17 protein-coding genes are annotated in these 17,320 nt (G+C 51.4%); 6 read left to right on the top strand and 11 right to left on the bottom strand.

Annotated features, from left to right (window positions below):
- The first annotated feature begins 99 nt into the window (after nucleotides 1–99).
- The 3 genes from RX717_RS14280 (at nucleotide 100) to RX717_RS14270 (ending at nucleotide 3,929) form a co-directional block, all read left to right on the top strand.
- Nucleotides 100–1,755, top strand: coding sequence for a tryptophanase (locus RX717_RS14280; RefSeq protein WP_242977896.1), 1,656 nt, complete (start codon nucleotides 100–102; stop codon nucleotides 1,753–1,755).
- A gap of 144 nt (nucleotides 1,756–1,899) precedes the next feature.
- The gene (locus tag RX717_RS14275; RefSeq protein WP_147573717.1) at nucleotides 1,900–3,324 is read left to right on the top strand and encodes a sodium-dependent transporter; all 1,425 of its coding nucleotides are present in this window, start codon (nucleotides 1,900–1,902) and stop codon (nucleotides 3,322–3,324) included.
- Nucleotides 3,325–3,482: 158 nt separating this feature from the next.
- Nucleotides 3,483–3,929: a phosphate-starvation-inducible PsiE family protein gene (locus RX717_RS14270; RefSeq protein WP_107631543.1), complete on the top strand. Its 447-nt coding sequence runs from the start codon at nucleotides 3,483–3,485 to the stop codon at nucleotides 3,927–3,929.
- Between the two features lie 122 nt (nucleotides 3,930–4,051).
- On the opposite strand, the gene RX717_RS14265 is transcribed toward RX717_RS14270, so the two are convergent.
- From RX717_RS14265 to RX717_RS14240, 6 genes are all read right to left on the bottom strand, one after another.
- Nucleotides 4,052–5,518 (bottom strand): recombinase family protein, encoded by a 1,467-nt coding sequence (locus tag RX717_RS14265; RefSeq protein ID WP_242977898.1) that lies wholly within the window; start codon nucleotides 5,516–5,518, stop codon nucleotides 4,052–4,054.
- A gap of 353 nt (nucleotides 5,519–5,871) precedes the next feature.
- Entirely contained in the window at nucleotides 5,872–5,994 is a 123-nt protein-coding gene (locus RX717_RS14260) for a hypothetical protein (RefSeq protein ID WP_277997734.1), read from the bottom strand.
- Nucleotides 5,991–6,149: a hypothetical protein gene (locus RX717_RS14255; RefSeq protein ID WP_159068158.1), complete on the bottom strand. Its 159-nt coding sequence runs from the start codon at nucleotides 6,147–6,149 to the stop codon at nucleotides 5,991–5,993. The genes RX717_RS14260 and RX717_RS14255 overlap by 4 nt, the downstream gene beginning before the upstream one ends.
- Nucleotides 6,150–6,198: 49 nt before the next feature.
- Nucleotides 6,199–7,563 (bottom strand): relaxase/mobilization nuclease domain-containing protein, encoded by a 1,365-nt coding sequence (locus tag RX717_RS14250; RefSeq protein ID WP_107631544.1) that lies wholly within the window; start codon nucleotides 7,561–7,563, stop codon nucleotides 6,199–6,201.
- Between the two features lie 3 nt (nucleotides 7,564–7,566).
- Nucleotides 7,567–7,848 (bottom strand): plasmid mobilization protein, encoded by a 282-nt coding sequence (locus RX717_RS14245; protein WP_407923252.1) that lies wholly within the window; start codon nucleotides 7,846–7,848, stop codon nucleotides 7,567–7,569.
- Nucleotides 7,739–9,316: an AAA family ATPase gene (locus RX717_RS14240; protein ID WP_242977902.1), complete on the bottom strand. Its 1,578-nt coding sequence runs from the start codon at nucleotides 9,314–9,316 to the stop codon at nucleotides 7,739–7,741. Before RX717_RS14240 ends, RX717_RS14245 begins: the two co-directional genes overlap by 110 nt.
- 101 nt (nucleotides 9,317–9,417) lie before the next feature.
- On the opposite strand from RX717_RS14240, the gene RX717_RS14235 reads away from it, so the two are divergent.
- Nucleotides 9,418–10,542: a DUF6076 domain-containing protein gene (locus tag RX717_RS14235; protein WP_107631546.1), complete on the top strand. Its 1,125-nt coding sequence runs from the start codon at nucleotides 9,418–9,420 to the stop codon at nucleotides 10,540–10,542.
- A complete protein-coding gene (locus tag RX717_RS14230) occupies nucleotides 10,539–11,507 on the top strand; it encodes a sigma-70 family RNA polymerase sigma factor (RefSeq protein ID WP_107631547.1) in 969 nt (322 codons plus the stop codon). Before RX717_RS14235 ends, RX717_RS14230 begins: the two co-directional genes overlap by 4 nt.
- Before the next feature lie 45 nt (nucleotides 11,508–11,552).
- On the opposite strand, the gene RX717_RS14225 is transcribed toward RX717_RS14230, so the two are convergent.
- Both RX717_RS14225 and RX717_RS14220 read right to left on the bottom strand, forming a co-directional pair.
- The gene (locus RX717_RS14225; protein WP_107631548.1) at nucleotides 11,553–12,011 is read right to left on the bottom strand and encodes a DUF6550 family protein; all 459 of its coding nucleotides are present in this window, start codon (nucleotides 12,009–12,011) and stop codon (nucleotides 11,553–11,555) included.
- On the bottom strand, nucleotides 12,008–12,331 hold the full coding sequence (locus tag RX717_RS14220; protein ID WP_107631549.1) for a DUF6809 family protein: 324 nt from the start codon (nucleotides 12,329–12,331) through the stop codon (nucleotides 12,008–12,010). The genes RX717_RS14225 and RX717_RS14220 overlap by 4 nt, the downstream gene beginning before the upstream one ends.
- 180 nt (nucleotides 12,332–12,511) lie before the next feature.
- On the opposite strand from RX717_RS14220, the gene RX717_RS14215 reads away from it, so the two are divergent.
- Nucleotides 12,512–14,554 carry an N-6 DNA methylase gene (locus tag RX717_RS14215; protein WP_107631550.1) on the top strand — a complete coding sequence of 681 codons (2,043 nt, stop codon included), beginning with the start codon at nucleotides 12,512–12,514 and terminating at the stop codon, nucleotides 14,552–14,554.
- 42 nt (nucleotides 14,555–14,596) lie between these two features.
- Here the strand turns inward: RX717_RS14215 and RX717_RS14210 are convergent, their stop codons facing one another.
- The 3 genes from RX717_RS14210 to RX717_RS14200 all read right to left on the bottom strand — a co-directional run bounded on the left by RX717_RS14210 (nucleotide 14,597) and on the right by RX717_RS14200 (nucleotide 17,170).
- Nucleotides 14,597–15,418 carry a MamI family restriction endonuclease gene (locus tag RX717_RS14210; RefSeq protein ID WP_107631551.1) on the bottom strand — a complete coding sequence of 274 codons (822 nt, stop codon included), beginning with the start codon at nucleotides 15,416–15,418 and terminating at the stop codon, nucleotides 14,597–14,599.
- A gap of 29 nt (nucleotides 15,419–15,447) precedes the next feature.
- Nucleotides 15,448–16,074, bottom strand: a complete 627-nt coding sequence (locus RX717_RS14205; protein ID WP_107631552.1) for a MamI family restriction endonuclease — start codon at nucleotides 16,072–16,074, stop codon at nucleotides 15,448–15,450.
- Nucleotides 16,075–16,378: 304 nt separating this feature from the next.
- Entirely contained in the window at nucleotides 16,379–17,170 is a 792-nt protein-coding gene (locus RX717_RS14200; RefSeq protein WP_107632171.1) for an HAD-IIA family hydrolase, read from the bottom strand.
- Between the last annotated feature and the right edge of the window lie 150 nt (nucleotides 17,171–17,320).

The following is a 17,320-nucleotide window of genomic DNA, read 5'->3' as shown; positions in this document are numbered from 1 at the left end:
GCCAGTCGCGACGCCGGAGACGCAGGCCGGCATACGATGACCGGGGTATCCTCTAACAAAAGGCGCATACCGCGCCGTGATCAATTGGAGGTAATAAATATGGACAAAAAAATGGCTCACTATCCGCTGGATGTACCTGCACCGCATCACTATACGTTCGCTGTTCGTGACATCCCCGAAGTCACGATCGAGCAGCGCGAGCGCGCGCTGAACGCGACGCACTGGAACGAGTTCGCGTTTCCGGCCGCTATGCTGACGGTCGATATGCTGTCCGACTCGGGTACCACCGCGATGACCAACCACCAGTGGGCGTCGCTGTTTCTGGGCGACGAGGCGTACGGCCGCAACACGGGGTATTATGTACTGCTGGATACCTTCCGCGACATTTTTGAGCGCGGGGGCGAGAAGAACTGGAAGAAGATCATCGACCTGGTGCGCACGGACTGCCGCGACGTAGAGAAGATGATGAACGAGGTATACCTGTGCGAGTACGAGGGCGGGCTGTTCAACGGCGGCGCCAAGCAAATGGAGCGTCCGAACGCCTTTATCATCCAGCAGGGCCGCGCGGCGGAGTCCGTGCTGATGGAGATTGTCCGCAATATTCTGGCTCGCCGATACCCGGGCAAGAAGTTCACCATCCCGTCCAACGGCCACTTTGACACGACCGAGGGCAACATCAAGCAGATGGGCTCGATCCCGCGCAACCTGTACAACAAGGAGCTGCTGTACGAAGTACCCGAAGGCGGCCGCTACGAGAAGAACCCCTTCAAGGGCAATATGGACATCGAGAAGCTCGAGCAGCTCATCCAAGGCGTCGGTCCGGAAAACGTGCCGCTGGTATTCTGCTGCATCACGAACAATCCGGTATGCGGCCAGGCGGTTTCCATGGCGAACATCAAGGAGATCAACCGCGTTGCGCATAAGTACAATATCCCGCTGGTATTCGACGTAGCGCGCTGGGCGGAGAACTGCTACTTCATCAAGATGAACGAAGAGGGCTACGCCGACAAGTCCATCGCGGAGATCGCGACCGAGATGTTCCAGTACTGCGACGCGTTCACCATGTCTGCCAAGAAGGACGGCCACGCCAACATGGGCGGCATGCTGGCGTTCCGCGACAAGGGCCTGTTCTGGAAGAACTTCTCCGACTTTGACGAGAACGGCAACATCATCACCGATGTCGGCGTTACGCTGAAGGTCAAGCAGATCTCCTGCTACGGCAACGATTCGTACGGCGGCATGTCGGGCCGTGATATCATGGCGCTGGCGGTCGGCCTGTACGAGAGCTGCGACTTCAACTACCTGAACGAGCGCGTTGCACAGTGCAACTACTTGGCCGAGGGCTTTTACAAGGCGGGCGTCAAGGGCGTCGTGCTGCCGGCCGGCGGCCACGCGGTGTACATCAACATGGATGAGTTCTTCGACGGCAAGCGCGGCCACGATACCTTCGCGGGCGAGGGCTTCTCGCTGGAGTTGATCCGCCGCTACGGCATCCGTGTTTCCGAACTGGGCGACTACTCCATGGAATACGACCTCAAGACCCCTGAGCAGCAGGCTGAGCTGGCGAACGTGGTCCGCTTCGCGATCGACCGCAGCCGTCTGACCCAAGAGCATCTGGATTACGTCATCGCGGCGGTCAAGGCGCTGTATGAGGATCGCGAGTCCATCCCGAACATGCGCATCGTTTGGGGCCACAAGCTGCCGATGCGTCACTTCCATGCCTTCCTCGAGCCCTACCCCAACGAAGAGAAGTAAGCTCATCCGTATGAAAATCTGGGCGTAACCTGCGCCGCGTGGAAAGCGCGCAGGGCAAGTGTGATGAATCGGGCCGCGGATAACTGAATAGTTTCCGCGGCCTTGTTCTTTGGGGGCAACCGAAAAAGAAAAGGGGTGCAAATTATGAGTAATGAAGAGACCAAACGCGATGGCTTTTCAAGCAAATGGGGATTTATTTTAGCTTGTATCGGTTCTGCGGTCGGTATGGGAAACATTTGGCGCTTCCCGATCATGGTGCAGAAATACGGCGGCATGACCTTTTTGATCCCATACTTTATTTTTGTGATCCTGATCGCCTCCTCCGGCGTTATGGAGGAATTCGCGCTTGGCCGCCGCGCGGCGGCCGGACCGGTAGGCGCTTTCGGCATGTGTACCGAGGAGCGCACCGGTAAACGGCGTCCTGGTGAGTTGATCGGTGCGATTCCGATTATCGGCGCTTTGATGCTGGCCATTGGCTATACGGTTGTGCTTGGCTGGATCTTTAAGTATACTTGGCTTGCTATCTCGGGCGGCCTGTTTGCGATGGGGCAGGACATGAGCATCATCGGCCCTGCGTTTGACGCAACCTCGGCCACGCTGACGAACGCAAACGGAGAAGCGTTCTCGTTTGTGCAGTCTGTCGGTGCGATGTTCTCGAGCGGCCTGTTTGGAATCGGTAACGGCGTGTGGCAGCTCATTGGTCTGGTCGTCTCCATGGCGATCATGGCGATGGGCGTTGCAGGCGGCATTGAAAAGGCCAACAAGGTCATGATGCCGGTGCTGTTTTTCCTGTTCCTTGGCTTAGGCATTTACATCGCCACGCTGGATGGCTCGTCCGAGGGCTACAAATACATATTCACGATCAATCCCGCAGGGTTGGCGAGTGTTGAGGTATGGGTGTTCGCATTCGGCCAAGCGTTCTTCTCGCTCTCCGTCGCGGGTAACGGCTCGGTGATTTACGGCTCGTATTTGAGCAAAAAGGAGGATATCCCGGGTTCCGCGCGCAATGTGGCGGTGTTCGATACACTGGCGGCGCTGCTGGCCGCGTTTGTCATCATTCCGGCCATGGCGGTCGTGCTGGGTGCTGGGATCAACGATGTGAATGGCGGCCCTGGCCTGATGTTCGTCTACCTTGTCAACGTGTTCAATGCGATGCCCGGCGGCCGCATCATCGGCCTGATCTTCTTCATCTGCGTGCTGTTCGCGGGTGTGTCCTCGATCGTTAACCTATATGAAGCGCCAGTTGCGTTCCTGCAGGAGAAGTTCAAGTTCAACCGCGTCGCGGCCGTGGCTGCGATCGGTGTGATCGGCGCGCTGGTATCGCTTTCTATCCAGCCGTGGACTTCTCAGTGGATGGACGTTGTTTCGATCTACATCTGCCCGCTTGGCGCGATGCTGGCCGGCATTATGTTCTTCTGGGTACTCAAGAAAGAGACCGCGATGGACGCGGTCAGCGAGGGCGCGAAGAAGCGCGTAGGCGACTGGTTCCACACACTCGGCAAATTTGTTTATGTGCCGTTGGCACTGCTCGCCCTGATTCTGGGCGCATTCTATGGCGGTATCGGCTGATTCACGCCAGCCTTGTTAATCGTTGTTCCCCCCTTTTCCCACGCGAAATCAACCGCCGCCTGTTGCAGACGGCGGTTGATTCATGTTATAATTAAAATGCCGGAACAAAAAAACCAGCCGGAAATGAGGAAAAAGAGAAAAAAGAAAAGGAGAGAAACATGGGATCTGACGTTCGAGACAAGATATCAAATGCGGCAACCGTAATCGAAATCACGCTTGGGCTGATCATCCTGATCGCCTGTGTAGTATCCAGCCTGGGCATTGTTTTCACAACGGACATTCAACTGCTGTTTTCCGTGCCGGATTACTTACAGGCCCGCTTGAGCGACGCCTGCCTGATTATTATTGGCATCGAGTTGATCAAGATGATCACGAGCTATACGATTGATTCGGTGGTTGATGTGATGCTGCTGGCGGTCGCGCGCCAGATGGTGGTGGAGCATACCTCCCCGCTGGAAAATATGCTGGCGGTTCTGGCGGTAGGCGCGCTGTTCGTGATTCGGAAATACCTGTATATTTCCCACCTGGACGGCCCTAAGAAAAAGCGCGACGAAAAAAAAGCAAAGGAAAAAGAACAGGAACACGAAATCGAATATCATATTTGAATTCAAAAATGCCGCGGCCTTGGGGAACCGTTCCATAGGGACAATTTATGAACCTACCCGTATAACTTAATATTTGTTCCTGTGGAGGGAGGCTGTGTTTCGGCACAGCCTCCCTTTTCTGCTCATGCGACCTCATTCGGGATTTCTTCTGACACAGAATCCGCCATACTCTTAGGCAGTTCGTCCACCAGGCCGATGTCACGATAGTAGATGCGTACCTCCTGCGGTGCTGTGCGGGAGTATTTCTCCGCACGCTCACTGACCTCCACTCGCTTGATGAAGATGCGCAGGATCTCAGCAGTCAGCTCCGGGATCTCGCTGTATCGCTTGGCATTCTCAATGAACCGGGCAATATTGGAGCTGGAGTCTTTCAGTTCCTGAAGTCTTCCTTCCGTGGCAGGGAGCTGTTCCTGGATCTCTTTCTGCTCGGCGGTGTACTCCTGAGACAGGATGCGATACTGCTCGTCCGGGATGCGTCCAAGTACACTGTCCTCGTAGAGCCGTTTGAACAGCTTCGTCAGCTCGGCCTGGCGCTTCTGCATGGTGTCGATCTTCTTTTGGAGCATAGCGATCTCCTGCTGTGCCTCCTTGCCCTGCTTCTTGCGGATATGCTCCGCAAACCGCAGCTCATTCTGACGAGCGAAGTGCGTGACACGGCGTATGTCATCCAACAGGATAGCATTGAGTTCCTGTTCCCGGATGTAATGAGCGGAGCAGATGTCTTTGCCTTTCTTCTTGTAGGTGGAGCACATAAAGTTGTTTTTCACCGCATCCATGGTGTGCGCCCGGTGCAGTACCATGGTGCCTCCACAGTCCAGGCAGTAGACCAGTCCAGAAAAGATATTCTGCTCAGCCATATTGGCTCTACGCCGTTTGTGCTTGCGGATATCCTGTACGATCTCCCAGGTCTGTTGTGTAACCAGTGCCTCGTGCGTATTCTCAAAGCGGAGCTGCTCAGTCTCGGGACGCTCAATGCGCTTCTTATTCTTGAAGGACAGGGTGGTGGACTTCAAGTTGATGGTGTGGCCCAGATAAGTCTCATCCTCCAGAATGCCAGCGACAGTGTTGGTGGACCAGTTGTACGGCTGGGTGATATCCACTCCGGTCAGCTCTACTCCGTGCTTCTGGTAGTAGGAATATCCAGGCGTTGGGATTTTATCTTTCTTGAGCTGCTTTGCGATCTGGGCAGGACCCTTCCCAGAAACGCAGAGGTCAAAGATGTACCGCACCACCGGAGCAGTCTCAGGATCAGGTACCATGTGCCGTTTGGGATCTGCCGGGTCCTTCATATACCCATAGCGGGGACGGGAAGAAACTCTGGCGCCAGTCTCTGCCTTGAGACGAACCACGGAGCGGCCCTTTTTGCTGCAGTCTTTGGCATAGAACTCGTTCATCAGATTCCGAAAGGGCGTGAAGTCATTGGTAGACTCGTACAGGCTGTCCACGCCGTCGTTGACGGCGATAAAGCGCACACCATAGCTTGGGAAGATGAGTTCCGTATACTGACCTACCTGAAGGTACTCACGGCCCAGCCGGGACATGTCCTTGACGATCAGTGTTTCCACCTGACCGTTTTCCATCAGCTCCATGACCTGCTGCCAGCCTGGGCGGTTGAATGTCGGCGTGTGATATCCATTATTTTTTCTAAACAGGCAAGTGTGGTTACGTTATCTCACGCTGACTAAGTTCGTTCCAGAGTAACCGTCGTCATACAGGAAAAGCGTATTGGTAAAGCCTTTTTCAGCTGAGTACTTCTCCAACAGAAGTTTTTGATTCTGGATACTGTTCGAGTCATCCGTCTTATTTGTTTTTCTGCGTGTCCTCCTGACTCAGTCGGCCATAGAGGACGGTATATTTTTCATTGCTTGCCATTATTACTCCTTTCTGGGCAAGCCGATACGGTAACAACAAACATACCGTATATCCTGCCCAATGTCTATCCTCAAATCGAACCCTTTTCTAAATCACTGTCGATGATTTGGAGCATCTGCTCTGTAGGCGTTTTTGCTTTCTCTGCAGTTGAAAAGATGGAGCGGACAAAGAATTTTCGTCCGACCACGATCATCTACGACGCAGCTCCATACCACGTTCCGTTTCGTGATAAGATGTATCCCGGTAGATTGGCGTGATCGTATTTTCATCCCGGTAGCCGATCGCTCGCTCCGGCATATAACCACCCAGAATCCCCGTCTCCATATACACTTCGAATTCACTTTTCATAGCGTTCCTTTCCCCCGAAACCAATTCGGGCAATAAAAACAGCAGACCTTCACATGGTCTGCTGCCAAGTTTGTTCTTCTTCGTGATCGTCCTGGGCGTGGCCTTGGGCGATTTTCTTTTGTCGTTCTTTCCGGAGGGCCTTGCTGTCTGCGTGGTAGTGCGTGGTGGTGGCATCCTTCACGGGAGCAGGCCCCTCGCCGCGCTCCAGAGCGTGTCCAAGCTGGACCACACCACCCACAGTACCAGCCCAGTCAGCGCCAGGGCCGCCAGTCCCAACAGCAGACTGGTCCATGGAATGTCCGGCAGACTCAGTCTGGGCAGCCTGATGCTGGGCAGAGAAAAACGCTTCTCGTTCCGCTTCCCAGCCTGTTCGCTCATTTGCTCCAGATGCTTCACCGCTTTCAGCAGTTGGTCCATCTGCGTCCGGGTCGGGAGCTGCGCCAGCAGTTCGCCGATCTTCTTCAGATAGCCAGTCTGTCTCTCGGTGTGGTACCCCAGTGTGCAGAGGCTGCTCAGCAGTTCCTCCCACTCCGCTTTCGTAGGATGCATTTCGGGAGGCGGTGTCAGCTCCTGCGCCGGAGACTGCGGCATGGTCTGTACCATCTGCGCGGGACGGTTCTTTTCCAACAGCTCGTCCATGGATAATTTCTTTTCTGATCCTGAATTCATATTCCATATTCTCCTTTAGATATTTGTCCCCGAACAGCAGGCGGTCACGGCACTGCCAGCCGCTTGGTGTAGTGTAGGTGATGTTCCGCCGGGCCGCTTCCCAGCGCACCTTGTAGCCCTCGCTCTCCATCAGCGCAATAAACTCCTCACGGCTGGAGGCGTGGCGCATACAGTCGTTGATGATATTCATGAGCTGCAGCTTCTTGCTCTGGCCACGGGCGGCCGTGTGATACTCGCCAACCGTCATGGTCTTGGTTTTCTTCCTATCCTTGGGCTGGAACACAGGAAGAGAAAATTCCATGCAGACCTGGTCGTTGCGCTGCCGCAGTTCCTGGAGCTGTTCCTTTGCGATGTGCAGCTTCTTTCCTGTATCGAAGTTAACCGAGTTGATGAGGAAGTGAGAATGGATGTGTTCCCGGTCTGTGTGAGTACAAACCAGAACTTCATATTCCTCATAGTACTCAGCCAGCTTTAATGCCGCCGCATGGGCGGTGACAGGGTCGACCACTTCGCCTTTCGGAAAGCTCTGCACCATGTGGTAGAAAAGTACGCCCTCGGTTTTGTGATACAGCCGCTTGGTGGTCATGAAGTCTGCGTAGACAGATTCCGGCTGGCAGTTGATGCCTGTAACCAACCGTTGCCCCTCGAACTCAGTTTTCTTGTTCTGCATGGTGTACCGCATCACGGCTCCCATGCATCCGGTGGTCTGTCCCCGCTTGTAGTTGGTGAAGCTGATAATAGCCATCCCTCACCCCCGCTTTCGTTCGAGGATCAACCGAACAGTTGCGCAGAGTTCAGAGAACGCCTGGCGTACGCTGTCCAGATTGACCACCGTGACGCGCCCCATGTGCGCCAGGGTGACAAGCTGATTCAGATTTCTGCCGATGGACTTCAGCTCCTTCAGCACTTCTTTTAGCCCATCAATGACCACTACCTGCTTTCCCAAACAGCAGGCGGTCACATAATCGCTCATGGACATCCCAGAGCGTTTCGCCAATTCCTTGATGGCCTCCCGGTCTGCGTACGCCATCCGGGTGCTGAATTTGATATCTTTTTTCATGTCGTTTCCTCCAAAATAATCGTGTTCTAAAACCAAACGAAAGCCCAGCGTCAGCGGGTTTCGTTTGGAGAGGAGGCGCAAGGGAGCGTAGTTCGGAATACCTGATCCGTAAGGTGTTCCGAACGGTGCGGACTTTGCGCCGACGAGGGGTGTGGGGCAGCGCCCCGCAAACAAGCGGAAGGCGGACGGCGGCTTTGCCGACGACCAGACAAACGCGATGCTGGCCACCTCCAAGGAGGTGATTCTCCCGCGCCGAACACCTGCGCTCCTCCTTCGGCCACAAACGGCCCAACACGGCGTTTCTTTTGCCTTGCGGGAGTTTCTCGCCGCATCCGGAAACTGCCCGCAAATCGCCGCACAGCGCCTCGACAGGGTCGATAGGGACGATTTCTCCGGCACCCTCCAAATCGACACTATCGGCACGGCGCAGCTCAATTACTCGTTTTCCATTGCTGCGGCGAACCGTCGCCTGAATGCCGTTCTTCCTTAGGGCCTCAACGCTTTGCAGGATCAGTCTTGAGATCTTTTTGGGCGTTACCCCTTCGATTCTATCAGGGTCGATCTTTTCGGAGAGCTCCGTGGGAGTGCCGATAAATGTTGTTCTGTTGCTCATAAATGCAGAGAGGAGGACAACAATTTTCCCCTCCAATAGCTCCGGCTGTGTCCGGCTGTCCGACACCAGTTCCCACACATTTTCACCGTTGCGCTCCAGCGTCAGCTCCCGGTATTCAATGTCGCGACCGATGCAGGAGAGTTTGGCTTTGCCGCTGCCCCGCCGTTCCTCCACCAGCGTGAAGCTGGAATCCACCGCACCGCTGATAGCGGTGGTCCCGGAGATCCGGTGGAACACATCGTCAGCGGTTTCCTTGCGCAGATGATGAATCAGCAGGATAGCGATGCCGTGTTTGTCCGCCAACCGTTTCAGCACAGAAAGGTCGCGGTAGTCGTTGGCGTAGGTTGCGTCGCGAGCCGGACGAACCATCTGCAGGGTGTCGATGATGACCAGCATGGTATCGGGGTGGGCGGTGAGGAACACTTCTACCTGTTCCTCCAGCCCCTGGCCGATGAGGGCGCACTCCGTGCAGAAGTGGACGCTGTCCGGCGCGTCCTCGGTGATCTCAAAGAGCCGATTCTGGATACGGAGGACGGAGTCCTCCAGGCAGAGATAGAGAGTGGTGCCTTGCTTCACGGACATCCCCCAAACCGGTTCGCCCTTGGCTACCATGACGGACAGCCACAGAGCCAACCAGGACTTTCCCACCTTGGGAGAGCCGGCGAGAATGTGCAGTCCCTGGGACAGCAGCGTGTCCACTACGAAGTTGAGCGGCGTCAGCGGCAGGCTCATCAGGCTCTCACCGTCGATGGTTTGCAGTCGTTTTGTTTTACTCATCAGGATCATCCCCTTGTAAAAAAGATAAGGACAGAACCACGTGGCCACCGTGGCTCTTGTCCTTTCACTTGATTATTGGGGGGATTTTGATAAAATGAGAATATCGCAAGACAGGCAGAAAACAGATATAGGACAGAGGATGTAGACCTATGCCGCTGGGAATCCAACAGAACAACAATTTCCTGCACCTGACAATGGATGTCTGGCGGGATCAGATCTTTTTCAACGAGACCGTCTATCCGGCCGGCCACTTTGCCGCCGAACTGTTGAATGTTCCCGAGGAGAACATGCGGGAACTGGTCACCCACGGCGGTGCCATCAGCCATCAGGTGGAGGCCCTGGCCTTGGCCGGGCGGGGTGAATTTATCAAACTGCTGGATGGGACCCGCCCCTCTCTGGAGAAGCTGCTGGATGCCCTGTGGCACTTCCCGCCGTACAGTCTGATGGATAAAGGGCAGGAGTTACACACTTTGGAGGTGCTGTTTTCCCCGGCATCCCACAACGACCTGCTGAAGCCGGATTCGCCTGCTCGGGAATTTTTCTTCCGCTATCTGGTGGCTGCTTTCAGTATCCCCTTGGGCATTCAGCACTTCGCCGTGGCGGCACGATATTTTGAGGAGGGCTATCTGCGGCGGCTGAAGAAGCGAACGGAGACCTACTTCGCCATGGCCTCCCAGGACTGCTTCAACAGTGAATGGTTCTGGGATATGATGCGTGATCTACCGGTACCGGATGTTGAGCCATTCACCATCACACCGGATCTGAGATCCTCCTACGTCTTTGCCCGACACCCGAAACAGGAAAAGGAAACCGTATTTGTGAACCGGTATTTCTTTGACCGCGCCATCAGCTTCTACATCTTTGACCTGATGAACGGACTGCAGCACGGCCATGCGCCCAGTCGGTGCTGTGGCTGTGGAACATACTTTCTCACCACCAACGGCCATATGCCGAAATACTGCGATGGCATTGCGCCTCAGGATCCTCGCATGACCTGCCGGCAGTACGGTGCCATGATGCGTCAGAAGGAGCAGAATAAACAACACCCGGTCTACCGCCTGCTCACCACCCGCACCAACACCATCCGCAAGCATCACCAGAGAGGAAAGATCTCCGACGAGCTGCGCAATGAAGCGCTGTATGTGGCGGAGAGCCTGCGGGATAAGGCACTCATGGATAACGACTATGCCGCCAACAGCTATGCAAAGGACATGGAGCAGGAATCGATCTATGCTCAGGCGAGAGCGCGCATTGCCCGGGAGAACCGGCCATGAGCATGTACCACTGTGACACTCCCTGCCCCAGCAACGAGCATCTGGCCCAACGCATACAGGAAGGCGATCCGCAGGCTGCTCCACTCCTGCTTTCCCAGAACGAGGGATATCTGACCATGCTGGCCGCAAGCTACTGCGAGCAATTTTCTCAGGACTTTCTGGTGGACGACCTCAAGCAAGAGGGGGCGCTGGCGCTGCTGGACGCGGCGCGGCGGTTTGACCCATCCATGGGGACTAAGCTGCTGACCTATGCGACCTCCGCTATTGAGACGGCCATGCGGGACTGCGCCGCCCAGGGTTCTTTCTCCTTGTCGCTCCCGCTGGACCGTTACCGCCAGCTGCGCCAGGTGGCGTTCCTCTATGCCACACACGAGCAGGAGGGTGCCGAAGAAGATTTGCTGACTGCCATTCAAGAGAAGTTGGAAGTCTCCGTCAAAGTAGCCAAGCGTCTGCTGGAAGAATACCACACTGTGTTTCAGATCGAGGCTCTGGGCGAGCGTGTCTTTGACTTGGGGTGTGGAGGTGATCCGGCCAGAGCCTATGACCGCTTCGTGCGGCGGACGCTGCTCCTCCAGCGTATGGAGGAAGTGCTGAGCCCCAGAGAGCTGAATTTGGTGCGCTGTTATCTGGGGATCGGCCAGCCCAACGAGCAGGGCATGACCTTTCAGGAACTGGCCATCCGACTCAACTACAACGGACCCAGCGGCGCGGAGAAAGCGTATAAGAGCGCTATCCGGAAACTGAGAAAACAGTTGAACGCTGGTGCTTACGGTCAGTGGCTCTCCATCCAGAAAGCTATTCGCAAGTCCAGAGCGCAGGCAGAGGCTGATTCCGGTTACTATGTGCCGCCGCAGACCACCTGGATGGACGAAAAAGAATTGGCAGACAGGTTTCTCTGTGAAGTTATTTCGCTGATCCATGTCCATGAGATCTTCAGCGACGCTTTGGAGCAGGAAACAAAATAAGCAGTGCGGCACCAGGCTTTGTCCTGATACCGTACTGCTTTTCATTTATCCCATGCTTCCGATTTTGTTGCCGTTCTCATACATATCTTCGGCGTATTCCACATGGTTGGGTCCCAGGCTTTCTATCCAGCCGAAGCCCGGCACATAGACCATGTTGTCCGGTGCGCTGTCAGGTGCCGGGGCAGGCTCCGGTTCTTGTCGTGGTTCGGCATCCTGTTCCAGTGGGACTGGTACTTCACTCGCTGGGGGCGTTTGGGCAGGCGATGGCTCCGGGACAATATCAGCTTCCTCGACCAGTTCCGGCAGTATTGCTTCCGTCTTTTCTTCCTTTGGTGAGATGACTTCTTCCGTTCCTGGTATCTCCGGAACTTCTGGCTGTGTGGCGATTACAGCAGCTGGCGTGGTCGGTGTGGGTGTTTCCCCGGCTGGCTCGTCCTGCGGCCACACAGCGGCCCACAGGGCCAGACAGGCGGCGACTGCGGCAGTGATGATTCGTTTCTTCATGGTTCTTCCTCCTCTCCAGACATGGAAAGAGCGCCCGATCTCCTCGATGATGTACAGCGAGAGACTGAGCGCTCTTTTTTAAATTGATTCAGTTCCATGGAGAGCTGCCATGCCAGCTCAAATCCAGAGATAAAGCTGTCCATGGAGCGTTCCTCCGCCATCAGGCTCTGGGCATCCATGATTCGCAGTACCAGCCGTCGTTCCGGCTTCTCCAGCACTTGAATTAGTGCCTGGTGGCATTCTTCCACTTCCTGCTTCTGCTCCGAAAATTCTGGCGGGGTATAGAAGCAGTCGTAGAGGCATTTCAGTAGTTTGTTCATGCGTTGCACCTCCTGGTAGCAACACACAATATCATTGATAGCTGCGGAAGTCTATCGTTTTGAAAAATAGTTTTTAAAAATCAAGATTGCTATCTAAAATCAAGATAGGCATCTTGAAGACGGTTGTGTTTTATGGTATACTCCCAAAAGCTATAGACCACAATCAGGAGGTTTTAGATTATGAACAAGGGCGTTAACTACTCTATGTTCTATGATATTCTTCTTAATCTCAGAGAAGATTTTCATAGTTATGGTCGAATTGATGATTCAAACGCTAAGCTTGATGAAATGATTAAGCTCATCTGCACGAGCTATTCAATGGCCTTGTCGGGTATGCAGTTCAGCTTAGAGCACATACGGCAAGTTGCTTTAAGTCACTTTGGGAATCAAGATATGGTGGCAGCGGCATTGCGTTATGTTTGTGAAAATGAAATGCAGAAAGAATTGTTTCGCAATGCAGACGGTACTAATATTTTTGGAAGTAACCCTACGCTTGCTATTCAGCCAACAGAAAATGATTTTGCCCAAAAATTAATTATTGAAATTGAAAAAATCGATTTTGTTTATTTGATTCAAAATAGAAGCTATTCAGATTTTGATTTGGTGAACGAGTGCTTCGGACATTTTGTTCGCGATAATTTCCGAAATAATAAAGAAGATGCTCAGTACATGACCCCGTATGAGATTTCCAAAGCCATACTCGACATTATCTTCGATGATATGCAGCGCCAGCAATATTTTGATGAGCATACATTGAGAACGTTTACTGTAATGGATCCAACATGCGGAGTAGGTACACTGCTTATTGAAAGTTCCTCCCATTTCACAAAGTATGTTGAAAACAATATTCACGACGAAAATAAGCGAACAGAAATAATTGGCCAATTCAGGTTAACCGGTATATTAGGTCAAGATAAAGTGGATCGCATGGTGCGTTTATCAAAAATTAATGCCTTGTTGCTCGGTAGTAACGCCTCAAATATCAGCGAAGGCAATAGTATCGTTGGACATAGCAACTTAAATCAATATATCGGGGCGGTAGACTTAATTTTTACAAATCCGCCATTTGGAGCTGAATATAGCATTCAGGATCTTGAATTGAGTGAATTCCCAATTTTAAGTAACGCAAAGCCTACAGCAAAGATATTATCCTCTGAGCTATTGATGCTTGATAAATGCATTAATATTTTAAAGCCTGGTGGCTACCTTGCAATTGTTTTGCCGGATTCTGTGTTTGCCTCTAAAGGTATTTACTCTATTTACCGCGATAGTCTAATGAAAGAATACAATATTCTTGGGGTTATTGGACTACCAACGGTGACATTTGCGCAAGCAGGCACAAGGACAAATACCTGTGTTTTAATTCTCAGAAAAATGAAACCGGATGTAACGGGTAAAATGTTCATGGCAGACTGCAAGGACATCGGTTATATTGTAAAAGAACGCGCTGGTGTTCCAATTAAGATTGAGCAGGGAACCAATGAAATGGTTTCAATTGCAAAAAGCATTATTGATAGTACGAATTCTTCTACAAAAATATTAAGTGAAAGTCCATCAGTTACCATGATCGACTCGAGTGATTATGTCGGAAACAATCTAAAGCCAAGTTTTTATGCTGCTGAACGATTTAAGACTATTAAGAATTTAAGGAATTCCGTAGCAGAAGGATTTAGAATTGCAAAACTCGGAGATATCGTTGAATTTACAGCAAAAAGCAGAAAAAGTTACATGGTTTCTGACACCATTAAACATATTAGTGTGTTACATATAAACGCTGACTGCACAATTGCTTTTGATGAGGTAGAAAAATTCAATCCCGTTTCAAAAGGAAGAAAATGTTATCCTGAAGAGTTGATTTTTTCGAAAATAAACCCCAGGATTCCGCGCATGGCGGTTATTCCATATAGAAACACAGATTTGGTTTGCTCAAATGAATTCGAGATTATGAGATCAAGAGGAGTAATTGGCATGTATGCATTGTGTTTTTTGCTGAAAACAAAAAATGTAATGAGCCAAATCGAAAACCTGACATCTGGTACATCATCCTCACACAACAGAATAAAACGGGAACAATTGGCAGATATTTTAATTCCCATACCGGTAAGTGAAGAAGCAAAAAAACTGGTTGCAGAGGTTGATAGAGAGCTTGAAGCAGCAGTCAAACTTATTTACACAGCCGAAAGTAAGATTTCGGATAAGTTTGCTGTTTTAAATAACATTTAATAAAAAATAGGAGCAACGCTGATTATAGCGCTGCTCCTATTTTTAAAACACGCTAATTACCGGAACATCATCTACAATGTCTGCCCTGAAAATAAGGTTCGCTCCTTCTGTGTTTTCAAGTGGAATGTTTAGCTTGGAAAAACCGTTTTCTCTTCCGTTCCCATGTCGAGCATAATTATCATCAGTTCCATTCCTTGGCGGAAACAACTGAAAATTAATGCTCTTATGAGTAGGATCTGCAAATTTTGGATAACCGAGCTTTTGCATCCACTCTTTATAGCGATTACGCAACAGAGTATGTTTGTGAATATCTACTTTCCAAATTCTAATGCGATACTGGCGTTTTGGGTTGAAATCAATAGAAAGCAAAAAAATAGCTTTATAGTCGAGAAAACGCTCCATAATGTCCACAGATACAGAGTTAAAGTTCCACCTGGGAGCAGTAGCACCATTTTTGTCCAGTGAATCAATGAAATTGGCGCCTTTTACTTCGGAACCATCACAAAGGTCATCTCCCTTTCCGCGCATTCCTTGCCCGGCGATTTGTGTTTGAAGGGAGACAAGATGTTGGGCTATGTAGCCTGTATCGATCATAGAAGATTGCGCAGTAACAAGGCTCCAATGAGATAGTTTGTTCTTTTGATCAACAATCTGCTCTTGAATCAGCGCCTGTGCAAGTTGTATACGATGTTCGCGTGAAAGGCTTTTTAGGATATGGTTGGATAGAACCACTCTGTCAACAACAGGAATGGCATCTATATTTATAGTTCTGGTTACAGATTTTAGGTTTTCATTAATACTCTCAGGAGAGCTTTCGCCTATTACTGCGCTAAAAAGATCACAGTATTCATGTATATTGAGCAAAAATATCACCTTCTATCATCTAAAATTAACTATGCCCATTCACACACTCCAGTATCAAGAACATTGGGGTCATAATGGACAGGATCATATTCTTGACCATTCCACTCTGCAGACAATAAAAGAGGATATGACAAATTACCGCATCGATTGGTGAATACATCGTTGTTTTCATTAACTGGCGGATGCAACTGAAAATTGTTGCTTTTAATGGTTCCAGTTGCAAGTTGATCATACCAGTTCTGCGCTATTGCTCTAAATAAAACATCATGCTGCGGACGAACGACCCAAACGCGAGCACGTTCCTTATCATTGACTGGATTACAGTCCCACATAACGAAAAACAGAAAGGGCATTTGATCCAAGTAAGCCATTGATCCTGCCAAATGGCTTTGGGTTCCAGCTTTGATGACTCCATTAAACCGAACTTTATCAATTGAATACCAAGCATTGGCTGATTTCACATCTGAGCCATCTGCAAGATCTTGACCTTTATGTCGAGCCATTCCATCTATGCCTGTGAGCATGCTAATTAGTATTTGTGACCACGCTCTTGAGTCTTCTGGAGCAGGCTGCGATGTAATTGATGCATAACGTTGTCCTGCAAAAAAATGAATATGGTGAGTGTTAAGTACATCCAAAGCATCCTTTAATGCCATATTATCACCTCGACTATTATGTTTTTTTGTCGAATACTTTTTTCATATTATAACATCTGATGCTATGTTGCACAATTCAAATTTCAATCGATAGGATTTCTTTTTTACCATGAAGCATTTTTTCGTTGATTATTTGTGTCATAGTTAAAATTTGTTAGCCACACATAAAAAAGATAGCCGCAAGTCATCAAAATGGCTTGTGGCTATCTTTTTTATGCCGTATCGATGTTGCCTCAGAGGGGTAGGTTCACTTCATATCCCTATGACATGGAGCCCTGCACCGCGGTATTTTTTTCTTCAGAGGTTATTCTTGCGGCGGGATACAGCCGACGCCGTCCAGAATATAGTGCGGACGGTATGCATAGTTTTCCACATCCCCGCGCGTGGTGCAGCCGGAAAGCACCAGCACGGTATCCAGGCCGGTTTCGATGCCGGCAACAATGTCGGTATCCATGCGGTCGCCGACCATGACCGCCTCATGCGAATGCACGCCTAGCAGACGCAGGCCGGTGCGCATCATCAGCGGGTTGGGCTTGCCGACATAATAGGCCTGTTTGCCAGTGGCCAGCTCGATCGGAGAAACCAGCGCGCGGCACGCGGGGATAATACCCTGTTCGGATGGACCGGTCAGGTCGGAGTTGGTCGCAATCAGGCGTGCGCCCTTGTTCACCAGATCGACCGCCTTGAGGATGGTCTGATAGTTGTAGGTATTGGTTTCGCCCGCGATGACATAGTCCGGATCCACGTCGTTCATCACGATGCCGGCCTCGTACAGCGCGCCGACCAGGCCGGGCGCGCCGATCACATACGCCGAAGCGCCGGGCTTCTGGCTGGCGACAAATTTCGCGGTCGCGAGCGCGGAGGTATAGAAATGCTCCTCCCCGATTTCCAGCCCCATACGGGCGAGCTTTTGCTGCAGCTCGAGCGGCGAGCGCTCGGAAGAGTTGGTCAGGAACAAGAAGCTCTTATTTTCCTTTTGCAGCCACTCGACGAATGAGGGAACCCCGTCGAGCAGGCGGTTGCCGTGATAGATGACACCGTCCATATCGCAGATAAAGCCTTTTTTGTAGCGGAGCAGCGAAAGCGTATCGTTCATAAAGATCACCTTTCCGGAAAGCATGCTTTCCACGTTCTATTATGCCTAACGGACGGCGGCCGCGTCAAGGGGAAACGCAGGGGAAACTGTTAATTCCGTGTAAAAAAACAAGGGGCTTTGCGCGTATCGGAAAGCGTGGTATACTGATAC

The sequence above is a fragment of the Intestinibacillus sp. NTUH-41-i26 genome (assembly GCF_032769475.1).
Classification (GTDB): domain Bacteria; phylum Bacillota; class Clostridia; order Oscillospirales; family Butyricicoccaceae; genus Agathobaculum; species Agathobaculum ammoniilyticum.
Note: the sequence above shows the minus strand (reverse complement) of the source record. Positions and strands in the feature narration are given on the sequence as shown.